The organism is Bradyrhizobium sp. S69 (genome assembly GCF_009766005.1).
Taxonomy (GTDB): domain Bacteria; phylum Pseudomonadota; class Alphaproteobacteria; order Rhizobiales; family Xanthobacteraceae; genus Bradyrhizobium.
Genome location: NZ_LMUK01000020.1, coordinates 13,730 through 28,911, shown reverse-complemented (window position 1 = coordinate 28,911; position 15,182 = coordinate 13,730). Strand labels below are relative to the sequence as shown.

Here is a 15,182-nt window from a genome sequence, read left to right as displayed (position 1 = left end):
GCCCGCGAAATCGTCATAGCGCTTCTCCTAGGATTACCCCTAGGACCTGCAGCCCTCGCGTCCCTCAAACAAGACGGCCTTTGGCGGAGGGATACGTTGCTTCATGATAGGCATCAAGACAGGCATGATGGGGAGAGCTACCGCCGAATCGAACTGATCAGCGGTCGCAAACGCCGGCGGAGCTGGTCGACGGAGGAGAAGGCTCGGATCCTGGCCGAGAGTTTCGCGGAGGGAGCCAATATCTCCGAGGTGGCGCGACAACATGGGATCAACCGCGGCCTGCTGTTCACGTGGCGGCGGCAGGTGAACGCCACGATAGCAGGCCACCACTGCGAAGTGACCGATGCTGGGGCAAGGTCCCAGCCAGCATTCGTGCCGATTGTTGAGATCGCGGCGAACCCATCGCCAGAACCGATCTCGTCGCCGCAAACGGGCGTCATTGAGCTTCGGATCGCAGATGTGCATCTTGTGCTGTCTGGCGCCGTCGATGCTGCGACATTGCGGGTGGTTCTGTCTGCATTGCGTGTCCCTCGGTGATCGTTGTCCGAGCTGGGTTGAAGATCCTCGTTGCATCGCAACCCGTCGAGTTTCGCAAGGGGATAAACTCGCTCGCAGCGCTGGTGAGCCAGGCGTTGAATGCCAACCCGTACTGCGGCGACGTCTTCATCTTTCGTTCCAAAAGAATGGACCGGCTCAAGCTTCTCGCATGGGACGGGACCGGCATGGTTTTGATGACGAAGTGGCTCGAGGAAAGTCGTTTCATCTGGCCGCCGATCCGCGATGGCGCCGTTCATTTGTCGGCGACCCAAATGGCGATGCTGATCGATGGATTGGATTGGACCCGCGCACCGCCAAATGTCGTGAAGCAACCCACTGGAGTATTGTAAGAAGTGGCCGGTTTTACTGGCGATTCGAGCGAATGTGTAGTATGCATTGTGGATGGTCCTTCGTCTCGAAGATCTTCCCAGCGACGCAGCTCGGCTGACCGAGATGGTGGTTTCGCTCGACGCCGAGAATGAGCGTCTGCGGACCATCGTTGCAACGTTCAAGGATATGGTGTTCGGCTCGCGATCGGAGAAGGCCGCTGTGGTCGCCGCCGATCAGTTTGCGCTCGATCTTGCGGATGTCGTGACGGACGTGACGCCAACGGCTGCAAACGACGACGAAGCGCCGAGCCAACCGGTGATCCTCGCCAACAAATCCCGCAACAAGGCGCGGCGCAATATCGGCGCGCTGCCGAAGCATCTGCCGCGTTGTGAGCAGTTGATCGAACCCGAGACGACGGTCTGCCCGTGCTGCCAGGGCAGCCTGCACCGGATCGGCCAGGATGTCAGCGAGGTGCTCGACCTGATCCCGGCCATTCTGCGGGTCCTTCGCATGATCCGACCCAAATATGCTTGTCGGGGCTGCGAGGGCACTGTCGTGCAGGCCAAAGCGTTGCCGCGACTGATCGAGAACAGCATGGCATCAACCGCCCTGGTGACCCATGTGGTGGTGTCGAAGTTCGCCTGGTTTTCGACCTTGTATCGTCAATCGCAGATCCTGGCCGGTCACGGCATTCGCCTCGATCGCTCCACACTGGCTGGCTGGGTGCGGCGGACAGCATGGTGGTTGAAAGGGCTCTACGATCTTCAACTGCAAACCATCCACGCCGCGCCATTGGTCTTTTGCGACGAGACGCCGATGCCGGTGCTCGATCCCGGGCGAGGCCGCACCAAAATCTGCCAGTTTTGGGCTCACGCGATCGATGACCGTCCCTGGGGTGGGCCATCGCCACCGGCCGTGGCCTACGTGTTCGCGCCAGGTCGCGGCAAGAACGAGATCGCGGCCCAGTTGATCGACTTTGCCGGCACTTTGCAGGTCGACGGGTATCAGGTTTACAAGTCGCTGGCTGCCGACAAACGGCCGGCCGGCACGATCCAGCTCGCCTTCTGTCTCGCGCATGCACGGCGCAAGTTCGTTACCGTGTACAAGGAGACGAAGTCGCCGTTCGCCCATGAGGTAATCACGCGCATTGCTGCGATCTACGCGATCGAGGCGCGTGTCCGTGGGACCAGCGCCGAGATCCGGCTTGCCGCTCGCCAGAACGAGACCGCGCGGCTGCTGCAGGACCTGAAGGAGCGCATGACCCAAGTGCGCGATGGCATCTCGGCCCAATCCTCACTGGCGGAAGCGATCCGATATGCCCTGCATCATTGGGACGGGCTGACGCTGTTCTTGAGCGACGGACGAGTGGAAGTAGATTCGAACACGGTGGAGCGTTCGATGCGCCCGATTGCTCTTGGAAGACGCAATTCATTGTTCTCAGGCAGCGAAGGCGGCGCCGAGAGCTGGGCTATCCTGGCATCGCTTCTCAACACGGCAAAGCTCAACGATGTCGATCCGCAGACCTATCTGTGCGACGTCCTCGAACGCATCGTCTCGGGTCGCACCAAGAGCCACCAGTTGCACGAGCTATTGGTCTGGAACTGGAAGGCCGCCCGCGCGATGCCTGCTCAGGCCGCCGCATGAGCACGCAGCGGCATTCGAAGCCCTCTCCTATAAAGCACCCGCCGATGACGGCTGTGGCCATGCCGCTGGAAAAGCTTGACCTATGGCTACAAAGCCGAACTGGCGCCGCCGCCACGAATTTGTCTATGCTCGACGGCTTCGTGACCGCGGTTGTAGCTGGACCGGTGTCGATGGATCCGCCTGAGTGGATCTGCCCTCTGCTAGGCATCGAGGTCGACGCCTTCAATCATGGCGGCACGCCCGAGTTCGCGGCGATTTCAGCCGTGGCGGTCCGCCATAATGCGATCGTTGAGACGCTTACCAACGCACCAAAGACCTTCGAACCGATCTTCGTACGCAAACCGAACCGCGACATCGATGCGGGTCCTTGGTGCGAGGGCTTCTATGCCGCTATGAAGTTGAGACTATCGGCCTGGGCGCCGCTCCGAAATCTTGCCGATATCAACCACGGTCTGTTGTTGCCGATCCTGTTCCACTGCGTCGACGACCAGGGGCGCCCGATGCTCGGACCGCCCAGGAATGGACCGGAAACCGAACAGTTCCGGCGAACGGCCTACAAGGATATTCCGCCCGTCGTTGAAAAGATGCGTCAGTACTGGATGCCTTCACGCTTCAAGACCCGTCCATAGCCCCGGGCCGACGTGGAAGCTCGCACCGCTTACTGTTGGCCGGAACGGTCGCCGGCGCTACGAGGCGGCATCGAAAGAGCGTCTTGTCACGGCCTGCCTTGAACCTGGGGTTTCGGTATCGAGGCTTGCACTCGAACATGGGGTCAACGCGAACCTCCTTCGGAAGTGGATCAAGAAGCACACCGCCACCAGGTCGCTGCCGCCGTCCTCACGCCCGGCGTTCATCCCGGTTCAGCTTGAGGGGTCCGCCGATCGAGCCCTGTCGCGGCAAGACAGCGTGGCGACGGTGGATTTGCCGGCGACTTGCGATGAAGTGTGTGGTTCGGAACCCAAAGGGACTCCGGCTTTTTGTTCTCCGGCCAAAGTGAGCGTGTCGCTGCCGAATGGCGTGAAGCTCGCGCTGGAATGCGGCGATGTGGATGCATTGACGGCGATCATCGGAGCACTGGGCCATGTTCAGACTGGGCGGTGACCTGCAGGTCTATGGTCTATCTGCACCTTGAGCCGATCGACTTCCGGGCTGGCATCAACAGCCTTGCGGTCCTGGTCCAGGAGACGATGGCGCTCGATCCATTCACTCCGGCGGTTTTTGCGTTCTGCAATCGCCGTTGCGACCGGATGAAGTTGCTGTTCTTCGACCGGTCCGGCTTTGTGCTGGTCTTGAAGCGGCTGACCGAGGACAAGTTCCGATGGCCACGCCGCCAGGAGGCGGTCGTCACGCTGACGACCGAGCAATTGCACTGGATCCTTGACGGCATCGATATCGATGCGATGGTCCGCCATCCGGTGCGGCAATATCAGGTTGCCGGCTGAGTTCTCGAGTTGAGCGGTTGACGCGTCGGTACGGTTCAGATTCAAGATTCCGATGAATCGAACCGGCGATCCGAGTGTGGAAGTGCTGTTGGCGCATTGCTGCGCTGCAGGCGGAGAACCATCAACTCGCCGACCGCGTCGTCAAACTCGAGGAAGACTGGCGCTGGCACGCCTGCATCGTTTTGCGCCACGCAGCGAAAAGCACGTCGATCGTCTCTTCAATGAAGCTGAGCAGACCGCCGATGAGGATGACGCCGGCAGTGAAACGAACAATATCGCTGAACTTCCGGACACAGGCTTGCCCCCCGTCGAAAACACAACGGGAAAGAAGCGCGGCCGCAGGCCGCTGCCGGCGAACCTGCCGCGTGAGCGCGTCGAGTATGACCTGCCCGACGATCAGAAGGAGTGTCCTTGCTGCCGAAAGATGCATCGCATGGGCGAGGCTGTCACCGAGCAACTTCATATCGAGGTGAAGGCGAAGGTTTGTAAGCGCTGTTCTGGGATCACCTTCCGGCTGATGTCCTGATCTGCGAGTCTGCGGCTTGTGCTTTGACCGTTAGGCTTAGAATGGACACAGTGGATAATGCTATCACTTAAGCCGGCACGCCGGCTGGAGGTTTTCACCGGTGCGGGACGCCGGCGGACCTGGAGCGACGAGGACAAGGCGCTGGTGGTCGCCGAGATCGAGAGCAGCGGCGACTCGGTTTCCGGCGTGGCGCGGCGACACGGATTGTCGCCGCAGCAATTGTTTGGCTGGCGGCGGCAAGTCAGGAAAGCTCAGGCGGTCATTTCCAAGGACAACGAAGTGCGGTTCGTGCCGGCGGTGGTAGATTCGGCACCGCCCGGTGCCTCGGGACATCTGCAGCGCAGGGCGCGGCGACAGCATCGGGACGAAGCACTCGTCGGAACGATCGACGGTGCGACAGTGCGCATCGGCGCTGGCGCGCCGGCTGACAATCGCGGCGGTGTTGCGGGCGTTGAAAGCCGGCGCATGATAGGCCCGACCGGCGCGGTGCGGGTGATGGTGGCGACCAAGCCTGTAGACTTCCGCAAAGGCGCCGATGGACTGGCGGCACTGGTGCGCGAGAGCCTGGCGGCGGATCCGTTCTCGGGTGCGGTCTATGTGTTCCGCGCGAAACGGGCGGACCGGATCAAGCTGGTGTTCTGGGATGGCACGGGTCTGTGCCTGTTCGCAAAGCGACTGGAGGATGGCATCTTCCGCTGGCCGAGGGTCGAAAACGGCGTGATCCATTTGTCGGCCGCGCAATTGTCGGCGCTGCTTGAAGGGCTGGATTGGCGGCGTGTCCATGCAGCGCGTGAGACGGTGACGCCGGCGCAACCGGGGTGATCTTGTTGCTGCGGCGAAGTGAATCAGCCGCGTTGGGATCGTGGCAAAATGCCGGAGAATGTGATCTGGTTTGATCATGCCGAGCGACGCGTTGCCCGACGATCCCATGATGCTGAAAGCGATGCTGCTCGCCGAGCGGGTGCAGAACGAGCGGCTGCGTCAGATCATCAGGGACCTGCAGCGCCACCAGTTTGGGCGCCGGGCGGAGACGTTGCCCGAAGACCAGATGCTGCTGGGTTTGGAAGACGTCGAGCAGACAGCTGCGAGTGATGCTGCTGGTGCGGAGCAGGCGACGCCGGCGGCGCGACAGGCCGGAGCTGCGAAGCGGCGTGCCAACCGCGGCGCGTCGCCGGCGCATCTGCCGCGGATTGAGACCACCATCGACCTCGATGATAAGACTTGCCTCTGCTGCCAGGGCGCGTTGCACCGGATCGGCGAAGACAGGAGCGAACGGCTGGATATCGTGCCGGCGCAGTTCCGGGTGCTGGTCACGATCCGCCCAAAATACGCTTGCCGCACATGTGAGGATGGCGTTGTGCAGGCCCCGGCGCCGGCGCGGCTGATCGAGGGTGGGCTGCCGACCGAAGCCACCATCGCGCAGGTGCTGGTCTCCAAATATGCTGACCATCTGCCGCTGTACCGCCAGGCGCAAATCTACGCCCGGCAGAGCGTCAATCTCGACCGCTCCACACTGGCGGACTGGGTGGGACATGCCGCCTGGCATCTGCGTCCGCTGCACCAACGCCTGCTGGACAAGCTCAAGCAGCGGCCGAAGCTGTTTGCCGACGAGACGACGTTGCCGGTGCTGGATCCCGGCCGCGGTCGCACCAAGACCGGGCAGTTGTGGGCCTATGCCGCCGACGACCGACCATGGGGCGGATCCGATCCGCCAGGCGTTGCCTATGTCTACGCCTCAGACCGCAAAGCCGAGCGGCCGATTACCCATCTCAACGGCTTCAAGGGCGTCTTGCAGGTGGATGGCTATGCCGGCTACCGCAGGCTGGCCGAGCGCGGCGACGTGCAGCTCGCGTTCTGCTGGGTCCATGTGCGGCGTAACTTCTATAAGCTCGCGACTCCCGGTCCGGCGCCGATTGCCAGCGAAGCGCTTCAGCGCATTGCTGCACTGTATGCGATCGAAAAGGACATCCGTGGCCGCAGCGCCGATGAGCGTCGGATCGTTCGGCAGCAGAGAAACCGCCCGCTGATCGACGCATTGGAGCAATGGCTACGCGCAAAACTCGGGCTGATCAGCCAAAAGGGCAAACTCGCCGAGGCGATCAACTACGCCCTGTCGCGCTGGGAGGGCCTAACTCGCTTCCTCGACGATGGCCGCATTGAGCTCGACAACAACACCGTCGAGCGTTCCATCCGCCCGATCACGCTTAACCGGAAAAATGCTTTGTTCGCTGGCTCTGATGGCGGCGCCGACCACTGGGCCACCATCGCTACGCTGATCGAGACCTGTAAACTCAACGACATCGATCCGCTCAGCTATCTCACCGATGTTCTCGCCAGGATCGTCAACGGCCATCCCAATCGCGATATCGACGCGCTATTGCCGTGGCCCTACCGAAAGCAAGACCTCAGAGCCGTGGCCTGAGAACATCGCTTACGAAGGTTTTACAGAACGTACGCTTCAAATATGCGTGCCGCCATTGCGATCGCACCGGGATTAACGCCCCTGTCGTGACCGCGCCGATGCCGACGCAACCGGGGTGACGAAGGGAGGGCGTAGCCCGACCGGAGTTACCCCGGCAGCGGCGTCGACGCCAGAAGGGGCCTCATTTGGCGGTAACGGCGGCTGGTAAGGGATCGGCTTCTCCTTCGAGAGGACCAATTCTTTGGCCGGCCGGCATGTCACCGATCAACAAATAAGGCTTTTCATGAGCTTGCGTCGTACCCATTCTCCGGCTGTCGCCGGGGCAAAGGCCGGTTTCAGCACCTCCGCCGCCTACCGGTTCGAAAAGGATCCCCGGCTTCCCACCCAGAAGAAGTCGCCCCGCGAACGTCGCCGGGCTGATCCATTCGCCGATGTCTGGGAGAACGACGTCCTCCCCATGCTGAAGGCCGCCCCTGGCTTACGGCCGATCTCCGTGTTCGAGGAACTATGCTGCCGGCACCCGGAACTGGGTTCCGGGACGCGGCGGACGCTTGAGCGGCGCATTCGGGCATGGCGGGCAGTGAACGGCCCGGATCGGGAGGTGATCTTCCGCCAGGAGCATCCGCTGGGCCGCATGGGCTTGTCGGACTTCACCGAGGTCGCCGATCTCGGCGTTACCATCGCCGGCCAGTTGCTGGACTGCCGGCTCTATCACTTCCGTTTGCCGTTCTCCGGCTTCGAGCACGCCCATGTCGTGCTCGGCGGCGAAAGTTTTGTCGCACCGGCGGAAGGGTTGCAGAACGCCCTGTGGTCGCTGGGCGGGGTTCCCGAGCAGCACCGAAGCGACAGCCTCTCGGCCGCGTTCCGCAATATCGGCGCCGAGGCCAAAGAGGATTTGACGACACGCTACGAGGCGTTCTGCGGCCATTACGGCATGACGCCGACCCGCAACAATCCAGGTGTGCCGCACGAGAATGGTTCGATCGAAAGCGCACATGGCCATCTCAAAGAGCGCTCGCAGATGCCCTGCTGCTGCGCGCCTCGCGCGACTTTGACGATCTTGCGGCCTGGCGGGGTTTTGTTGATGAGATCGTTGGCCGCGGCAACGCGCGCAATGCCAAGCGCATCGATCAGGAGCGGATGGCGCTGAAGAAACTGCCGGTCCGCAAGACCGCCGACTATGAGGAGGTCAACGTCGACGTCACGACATCCAGCGCCTTCACGCTGCGCAAGGTGTTTTACTCGGTCCCATCCCGCCTGATAGGTCATCGGTTGCGCGTGCGTCTTTATGACGACCGGCTCGAATGCTTCCAGGGCGCCACGCAAATCGTCACCTTGCGGCGCGGGCGAGCGCTGCCAAACGGCAAACATGGCCATGTCATCGACTATCGCCATGTCATCCATTCCCTGCGCCGCAAGCCGATGGCGCTGCTCAATCTGGTCTATCGCGCCCAGCTCTTCCCCCGCCGCGCCTACGCCCTGGCGTTCGACGCCTTGCTCGCGGGACTCGGCGAGAGATCCGCCTGCCGCGCCATGGTTGGCCTTCTGGCGCTCGCACACGAACGCACCTGCGAGGCCGAACTCGCCGTGGCGCTGCAAGCCGCTCTCGACGATGGCATCCTGCCGGATCTCAAGGCGCTGATCGAACGCTTCCGCCCGAAGAGCATGGCACTGCCGATCGTCGTCGTCACGCTGCCCTCTCTGGCCATCTACGACCAGATCGCCGCGACCGTGGGAGAAGCCGCATGAACGCGACCGTCAAGATCGACGCCGCCCGTGTCGAGCTGCTGCTCAGCGAGCTGCGCTTGCCCGGTATCAAGCTGATCAAGGCCGCCTTGGCGGAGACCGCCGACAAGGAAGGCTGGCCCGCCGCACGCTTCCTGGCCGCGCTGGCCGAACAGGAAATGGTGGAGCGAAGCCGGCGCCGCTTCGAACGTCACCTGGAAGAAGCCCGCCTGCCGCCAGGAAAGACCCTCGATGCGTTCGACTTCGATGCCGTGCCGATGGTCTCAAAGGCGCAGGTGCAGGCGCTCGCCGCTGGCGACGCCTGGCTCGAAAAGGGCGCCAATCTCTTGTGTTTTGGCCCGCCTGGCGGCGGTAAATCGCATTTAGCGGCGGCACTCGGCATGGCCCTGATCGAAAAGGGATGGCGCGTATTCTTCACCAGAACCACTGATCTCGTGCAAAAACTCCAGATCGCGCGCCGCGATCTCGTGCTCGAAGCAGCGATCGCAAAACTCGACAAATATCATCTGCTCATCCTCGACGATCTCGCCTATGTCACCAAGGATCAAGCCGAGACCAGCGTGCTGTTCGAGCTGATCAGCGCCCGCTACGAGCGGCGATCGATGCTCATCACCGCTAATCAACCGTTCGGTGAATGGGGCAAGATCTTCCCGCATCAAGCCATGACGCTTGCGGCAATCGACCGCCTCGTCCATCACGCCACGATCCTCGAAATGAATGTCGACAGCTATCGCCGGAAAGAGGCTGTCGAAAAGGCCCGTGGAGCAGGACGACCGCCAACGCGCGCGACAATCAGAGGCTCATCCTGATTGTCGCTCCGCGACAATCAAAATATCTCTTGCGTTATCGTTGGGCCGCGACAATCATCCTCCTGCCGCGACCGCCGAAATGGCCACCTGATTGTCGCTGTGTTCCCATCCAGATTGTCGCGCTACACTCCCGCATCTCAGACGCCCTGAAGCTGCGGCTCAGATCGCAGCCTCTCATCCATGGCGACGAGACGACGGTTCAGGTCCTCAAGGAGAAGGACAAAAAGGCCACCAGCACATCGTATATGTGGGCTTATCGCAGCGGCAAGGGCAGTCACGAGCCCATCGTTCTTCTGGATTATCAGCCGGGCCGCGGCCAAATCCACCCGCAGGCCTTGAGGGTCACCTTGATCCGGACCGCGGTCGTTTTGAGGCTCACGCCGCCAGCCTCGGACCGTATGCATGCATAGTGTAAGTCGATGCCCAGGGAAGCAGTTCATCCAGTCGCACTGCAGGCCAGCCATTGACGAGCTTGGCGAGGACGTCGGAGAGCCAGTGCTCGGCGCTGACGCCATTGAGCGTTGCACGTTTCAATGAGTGAAGCCAGTAATGCCCAATTCTCGGCACCCTCGTCGCACCCAGCGAACAGGGAGTTCTTCGCGCTCAGCTTGATCGGCCGCATCGCACGCTCGACCGCATTCGTATCCATCTCGATGCGCCCGTCATCAAGGTAGAGCGTCAGGCCGTCCCAATGGCGCAGCGCATAACGCAAAGCCTTCGCCGTGTCGCTCTTCTGCGCAAGGTGATCAAGCTTTGCCTCAAACCACTGTTTCAAGGCTGCGGCCAGAGGCCGGGCATGCGCTTGCCGGCCCGCGCGACGCTCGGCATCAGATTGGCCGCGGAAGGCTTTCTCGACCGCGTAGAGCCGAGCGATGCGCTCGAGGGCCTCACGGGCAACCGGAGCGGGCGCCGGCGAAGCTTCGCGCTCGATCTTCACAAACTGGCGCCGCAGATGCGACCAGCAGAACGCGAGCGTGCCGGACAAGGCGTCCGCACGCGTCTCTCGGGTCATGGTCTTGTAAACCTGGTAGCCATCGCAGTGGATAATGCCGCGATAGCCTGCGAGCAGCCTCAAGCCATGGACGGCCCCGCGGCCCGGTGCATAGGCATAGACCACCCCGGGCGGATCAGGCCCGGCCCAAGGCCCTGTCATCGCGCGAGAGCGCCCAGAAGTAGCCGGTTTTGGTCCTGCCGCGCCCCGGATCCAGTACCGGCGTTGGCGTCTCGTCGACACAGAGTTTCGCGGAGGCGAGCAAAAGCTCGCGCAGACGGTGCCATAGGGGTTTCAGCTCCTGGGCGGCATAGCCGACCCAAAAGGCGAGCGTGGAACGGTCGATGGCGATACCGTGGGTCGCCAGCATCTGCGCCTGCCGGTAAAGCGGCAAATGCCAATGATACTTGGCGTCGATCACATGTGCGACGAGCCGCTCGGTGGGCAACCCACCCCTGATTAATCGTTCCGGCGCGGCGTGCTGAAGGACGACGCCATGACAGGCGCGGCAGGCCAGCTTGGGCCGGCGGGTGACGATGACGCGATACTGCGCCGGTACGACGTCCAGCCTCTGGCTCTCGTCGTGGCCTATCTCAACGAGATCGCCTTTGCAGGACGGGCAGCAGGTTGCTGCAGGCATCAGCGTTTCGACGAAGCGTGGCAAATGCTCCGGCAGCTGCCACGGTTGGCCCTGCGCGCGGCTGCTCTCCTCTCGCGTGTTTTGGGAGCGGCGCGGTCCTCGGCTGCTTCGAGAGCGGCGACGGCCTGATCGATATCCTCCAGAACAAGCTGGAGCTGATCAGCGTCCAGTTTCTCCGACGATCGACCGAACTGCGCGTCTTTCGCAAGCTTGAGCAACCGCTCTAGCCGCGCGCAGCGATCCAGCAGAGCCGCGGCAAAGACACGCAACTCGGCTGGGTCGCTCGGCAGCTCATCAGGCAAATCACTCATCGACCCAAGTCTGCCATGCTTCGCGCGCCGATGCAGCGAAGATTTTATTTTCTACGCAAGTGCTTTCGGCTGCGGGACTCGAGGCGCATGCATACGTGTCCAATCCATGCCGGCCAGAAGCGCCGACAGCTGCGCGGCATTCATCCGCATCACGCCGTCAACGACCGGCGGCCACTTGAAGGCGCTACCCTCAAGCCGCTTCCAATAAAGCACAAGGCCACTGCCGTCCCAGACGACAATCTTTACCCGATCGGCGCGCTTCGCACGGAAGACCACCGCCACGCCCTTCATCGGATCATGGCCCAAGGTCTCCTTCGCCAGGAGCGCCAAGCCATCCGCGCCCCTTTCTGAAGTCCACAGGTTGCGTCGCCACGTAAATCATGAGGCTCGCGGGTGGCGTCAGCATGAGCGTGTCCGTCGAAGCGCTATGAACACATCGCTCAACACAGCAACGCCAGGCGTTCCGCGTATCTCAACTCGTGCCCCCTGGAGCTCGACCGTCACAACGGCTGCTCCCGGCGACACGGAGGACTCCGTGGACGCCGGGAGCGACGATTCCGAGACCAAAGGCACAAACGATAAGGTATTCGCTGAAACCGGTAGCACCAACTGGCCCAAACGCGCTCGACGCCGCCAATCATGCACCTGCTGGGGCCGGCAGCCATGGCGGCGGGCAACATCTGTGACAATCGCGCCAGGCTTGAGGCTTTCCGCAGCAATCCGCGCCTTCAAATCGTCCGGCCAGCGCTTTCGACCCGCGCCAGTATAAACTTCAATACGTGGCGACGGTCGTCTTATGTCGTCCGAATGGTCGTCCATTGTGAGCACCCTTGCAGAAGATGACTCTTCTTACGGTGCTCACAAGATTCCGCACAAACAATCTCAAGGGCCTCGGCGCTACGCTTACGGTTTGCTCGGCCCAGCCGAGGATCGCGTTGCTGGTCAGTTCGGTCCCATTGTCGCTGACGATCGTCCTGGGCCGGCCGCGCCTGGCGATCAGAAGATCGAGTTCGCGGGCCACCCGGCGGCCGGACAGCGAGATGTCGGCTACGGCTGCAAGGCATTCCCGGGTGCAATCGTCAAAGATCGCAAGGATGCAGAATCTGCGACCGCTCGCCATTTGATCGGAGACGAAGTTGAGCGACCAGCGATCATTAGGCAACTGCGGCGCCGCCATCGGCGCCCTTATCCCGAGAGCCCTTTTGCGACCGCCCCGTTTGCGTACCATCAGACGTTCCTCCCGATAGATGCGTCTCCCTCCGGTGTGGGCCGCCTTGTTGGGTTAGGTCGATTGCGCTGTAACAGTCCTTATGGATGTCGATAAGCACAGTACTCAGACTGAACGGTTAGAGGTCGTCGAGACGGGCCGGCGGCGGCGCTGGTCCGACGACGATAAGCTTCGCATCGTGTTGGAGAGCTTGGAGACGCCGCGTGCGATCTCGTCGACAGCCAGGCACCATGGCATTTCGCGGTCATTGCTGGTGACGTGGCGGCGCGCCTTCCGCGCCGAGCCTGGGCGCTGGCATACAGCAGACCGGCTTCGTGCGGGCGGTGGTTGCTACCGCTGAGACGGTCGCAGGGGAATCCAGCACGTTGACGACGGGCCGCATGGTTATCGAGATCGGGAAGGATCGTCGCGTCATTGTCGATGCCGGCGTCGATGCGGCCGCACTGGCGCGGGTACTTGCCATTCTGGAGCGGCGATGATCCCGGTCGCGGCAGGTGTGCGGATCTGGATTGCCAGCGGCCACACCGACATGAGGAAAGGGATGAATGGCTTGGCGCTGCTGGTGCAAGAGGGTCTCGGCCGCGATCCGTTCGCGGGCGACGTCTTCGTGTTCCGCGGTCGCGCGGGTTCGTTGATTAAAGCCCTGTGGCATGACGGGATCGGGCTGTCGCTTTACGCCAAGCGGCTCGACCGTGGACGGTTTGTCTGGCCGGCGACGGTGGATGGCGTGGTGGCGCTGAGTGCGGCACAGATGAGTTATCTGTTGGAGGCGATCGACTGGAGAAACCCGCAACACACCTGGCGACCGCAGAGCGCGGGCTAAAAAAGTTCTGGGGTGCAGAAAAAAGTCGCCGCAAATCGCTGATTTTGTGATTCCATCGGTGTCATGGAAGGCGGCCTTGAACCTCTACCCGATGATGTCGAAGCGCTGAAAGCGGCCTTGATTGTCGCGCGCGCGGAGGCCGCCGCGGCGCGGGCTCAACAATCCGACGACCAGGCGCTGATCGCCCATCTGAAGCTGCAGATCGAGAAGCTGAACCGAGATCGCTATGGCCCGCGCTCGGAGCGTACCGCGCGGCTTTTGGACCAGCTCGAGTTGACGCTTGAGGAACTGGAGACCGCAGCGACCGAGGACGAACTTGCCGCCGAAATCGCAGCGGCCAAAACCAAGAACACAACCACCACCGTGGCGTCGTTCACGCGCAAGCGGCCGTCCCGCCAGCCGTTCCCGGATCATCTGCCCCGCGAACGGGTGATCGTGCCGGGGCCTGTGGCCTGCAGCTGTTGCGGCGGATCGCGGCTGTCCAGGCTCGGCGAGGACGTCACCGAGACACTGGAGGTCATCCCAAAGTCCTGGAAGGTGATCCAGCACGTCCGGGAGAAGTTCTCCTGCCGGGACTGCGAGAAGATCAGCCAGCCTCCGGCGCCGTTCCACGTGATTGCCAGGGGCTGGGCCGGACCCAGCCTGCTGGCGATGGTGTTGTTCGAGAAGTTTGGCCAGCACCAGCCGCTCAACCGACAGGCTGAGCGCTACGCCAAGGAGGGCGTGCCGATCAGCCTGTCGACCCTGGCCGACCAGGTCGGCGGCTGCACGGCGGCGCTGATGCCGTTGTTCAAGCGCCTCGAGGCCTACGTTCTGAGTGCCGAGCGATTGCATGGCGACGACACCAGGGTGCCGGTTCTGGCCAAGGCAAGTCCGATACCGGCCGGATCTGGGTCTACGTGAGGGACGACAAGCCGTTTGGCGGGCCGACGCCGCCGGGGGCGGTGTTTTATTACTCGCGCGACCGGGCCGGCAAACATCCGCAGGCTCATCTGGCCAACTACACTGGGCTCTTCCAGGCTGACGCCTATGAAGGCTATGGCAAGCTTTACGAGGGCGGCCGCGCGTCTGGGCCAATCCTGGAAGCCGCCTGTTGGGTCCATGTCCGGCGCCCGTTCTTCGTGATGGCGGATCTGGCCGAGAACGCCCGTCGCAAGGCACAAGGCAAGAAGCCGGCGGCGATCTCGCCGCTGGCGCTGGAAGCGGTCCGCCGGATCGATGAGCTGTTCGAGATCGAGCGGGCGATCAACGGACAAAGCCCCGAAAGGCGCAGGGCCGTTCGACAGGAGCTCAGCGCACCGCTGGTCGCCAATCTGGAGGCCTGGATGCGTGAGCAGCGCGCCAAGCTCTCGCGCGGCAACGACGTCGCCAAGGCCATGGACTACATGCTCAAGCGCTGGACCGCGTTCACGCGCTTCCTTGACGATGGCCGCATCTGTCTGTCGAACAATGCCGCCGAACGCGGTGTGCGCGGTATCGCGCTGGGGAGAAAATCCTGGTTGTTCTGCGGCTCCGACCGTGGCGGCGAGCGAGCCGCGGTGATGTACAGCCTGATCGTCACGGCCAAGATGAACGATATTGATCCGCAGGCTTGGCTCGCCGATGTCCTGGCTCGCATCGCCGAGCATCCCGTCCAAAAACTCGACGAATTGCTGCCGTGGAATTGGCGCCAGCTAAACGTCAGAAACCGTCACGCGGCTTGACGGCACGCGAGCAACCCCGCCACGGTCCTC

Annotated in this window: 12 protein-coding genes and 8 pseudogenes; 16 read left to right on the top strand and 4 right to left on the bottom strand. The window is 62.6% G+C overall.

Annotated features, from left to right (window positions below):
• From tnpA (GSQ88_RS06785) to GSQ88_RS06725, 13 genes and pseudogenes are all read left to right on the top strand, one after another.
• A partial coding sequence (gene tnpA, locus GSQ88_RS06785) for an IS66-like element accessory protein TnpA (protein ID WP_349628206.1) occupies positions 1-537 on the top strand: 537 nt, incomplete at its 5' end.
• Between the two features lie 17 nt (positions 538-554).
• Positions 555-887: an IS66 family insertion sequence element accessory protein TnpB gene (tnpB, locus tag GSQ88_RS06780; RefSeq protein WP_246735100.1), complete on the top strand. Its 333-nt coding sequence runs from the start codon at positions 555-557 to the stop codon at positions 885-887.
• Positions 888-939: 52 nt separating this feature from the next.
• Entirely contained in the window at positions 940-2,511 is a 1,572-nt protein-coding gene (tnpC, locus tag GSQ88_RS06775; RefSeq protein ID WP_159006612.1) for an IS66 family transposase, read from the top strand.
• 44 nt (positions 2,512-2,555) lie between these two features.
• Positions 2,556-3,140, top strand: coding sequence for a UPF0149 family protein (locus GSQ88_RS06770; RefSeq protein ID WP_159006611.1), 585 nt, complete (start codon positions 2,556-2,558; stop codon positions 3,138-3,140).
• A 16-nt stretch (positions 3,141-3,156) separates the two neighbouring features.
• Positions 3,157-3,612, top strand: a pseudogene (gene tnpA / locus GSQ88_RS06765) (IS66-like element accessory protein TnpA); the annotation flags it as partial.
• Positions 3,609-3,953, top strand: a complete 345-nt coding sequence (gene tnpB, locus GSQ88_RS06760; RefSeq protein ID WP_210253764.1) for an IS66 family insertion sequence element accessory protein TnpB — start codon at positions 3,609-3,611, stop codon at positions 3,951-3,953. The pseudogene tnpA (GSQ88_RS06765) and the gene tnpB (GSQ88_RS06760), both read left to right, overlap by 4 nt.
• 52 nt (positions 3,954-4,005) lie before the next feature.
• A pseudogene (locus tag GSQ88_RS06755) lies at positions 4,006-4,431 on the top strand (IS66 family transposase); the annotation flags it as partial.
• Between the two features lie 105 nt (positions 4,432-4,536).
• A pseudogene (gene tnpA, locus GSQ88_RS36155) lies at positions 4,537-4,845 on the top strand (IS66-like element accessory protein TnpA); the annotation flags it as partial.
• Between the two features lie 99 nt (positions 4,846-4,944).
• A complete protein-coding gene (gene tnpB, locus GSQ88_RS06745; protein ID WP_159006609.1) occupies positions 4,945-5,301 on the top strand; it encodes an IS66 family insertion sequence element accessory protein TnpB in 357 nt (118 codons plus the stop codon).
• A gap of 76 nt (positions 5,302-5,377) precedes the next feature.
• Complete coding sequence (tnpC, locus tag GSQ88_RS06740) at positions 5,378-6,901, top strand: IS66 family transposase (RefSeq protein ID WP_174247941.1); 1,524 nt, start codon at positions 5,378-5,380, stop codon at positions 6,899-6,901.
• Positions 6,902-7,142: 241 nt separating this feature from the next.
• Positions 7,143-8,650: pseudogene (istA, locus tag GSQ88_RS06735) on the top strand (IS21 family transposase).
• Positions 8,647-9,456, top strand: coding sequence for an IS21-like element helper ATPase IstB (gene istB / locus GSQ88_RS06730; RefSeq protein ID WP_159006607.1), 810 nt, complete (start codon positions 8,647-8,649; stop codon positions 9,454-9,456). Before istA ends, istB begins: the two are co-directional and overlap by 4 nt.
• Positions 9,457-9,584: 128 nt before the next feature.
• Positions 9,585-9,788: pseudogene (locus tag GSQ88_RS06725) on the top strand (IS66 family transposase); the annotation flags it as partial.
• Between the two features lie 43 nt (positions 9,789-9,831).
• Here GSQ88_RS06725 and tnpC (GSQ88_RS06720) read toward each other — a convergent pair.
• From tnpC (GSQ88_RS06720) to GSQ88_RS06705, 4 genes and pseudogenes are all read right to left on the bottom strand, one after another.
• Positions 9,832-11,398, bottom strand: a pseudogene (tnpC, locus tag GSQ88_RS06720) (IS66 family transposase).
• A gap of 51 nt (positions 11,399-11,449) precedes the next feature.
• Positions 11,450-11,804, bottom strand: a pseudogene (tnpB, locus tag GSQ88_RS06715) (IS66 family insertion sequence element accessory protein TnpB).
• Positions 11,798-12,217: an IS66-like element accessory protein TnpA gene (gene tnpA, locus GSQ88_RS06710; protein ID WP_159006606.1), complete on the bottom strand. Its 420-nt coding sequence runs from the start codon at positions 12,215-12,217 to the stop codon at positions 11,798-11,800. Before tnpA (GSQ88_RS06710) ends, tnpB (GSQ88_RS06715) begins: the two are co-directional and overlap by 7 nt.
• 94 nt (positions 12,218-12,311) lie before the next feature.
• A pseudogene (locus GSQ88_RS06705) lies at positions 12,312-12,650 on the bottom strand (DDE-type integrase/transposase/recombinase); the annotation flags it as partial.
• A 58-nt stretch (positions 12,651-12,708) separates the two neighbouring features.
• Here GSQ88_RS06705 and GSQ88_RS36070 point away from each other — a divergent pair.
• From GSQ88_RS36070 to tnpC (GSQ88_RS06690), 3 genes are all read left to right on the top strand, one after another.
• Positions 12,709-12,966 (top strand): transposase, encoded by a 258-nt coding sequence (locus tag GSQ88_RS36070; protein ID WP_349628205.1) that lies wholly within the window; start codon positions 12,709-12,711, stop codon positions 12,964-12,966.
• Positions 12,967-13,101: 135 nt separating this feature from the next.
• Complete coding sequence (gene tnpB, locus GSQ88_RS06695) at positions 13,102-13,449, top strand: IS66 family insertion sequence element accessory protein TnpB (RefSeq protein WP_159006605.1); 348 nt, start codon at positions 13,102-13,104, stop codon at positions 13,447-13,449.
• A gap of 63 nt (positions 13,450-13,512) precedes the next feature.
• Positions 13,513-15,152 (top strand): IS66 family transposase gene (gene tnpC, locus GSQ88_RS06690; protein ID WP_159006604.1). Its coding sequence is split into 2 segments (ribosomal slippage): positions 13,513-14,314 and positions 14,314-15,152, totalling 1,641 coding nucleotides; the frame shifts between segments, so codons are not numbered across the junction.
• The last annotated feature ends 30 nt before the right edge of the window (positions 15,153-15,182 follow it).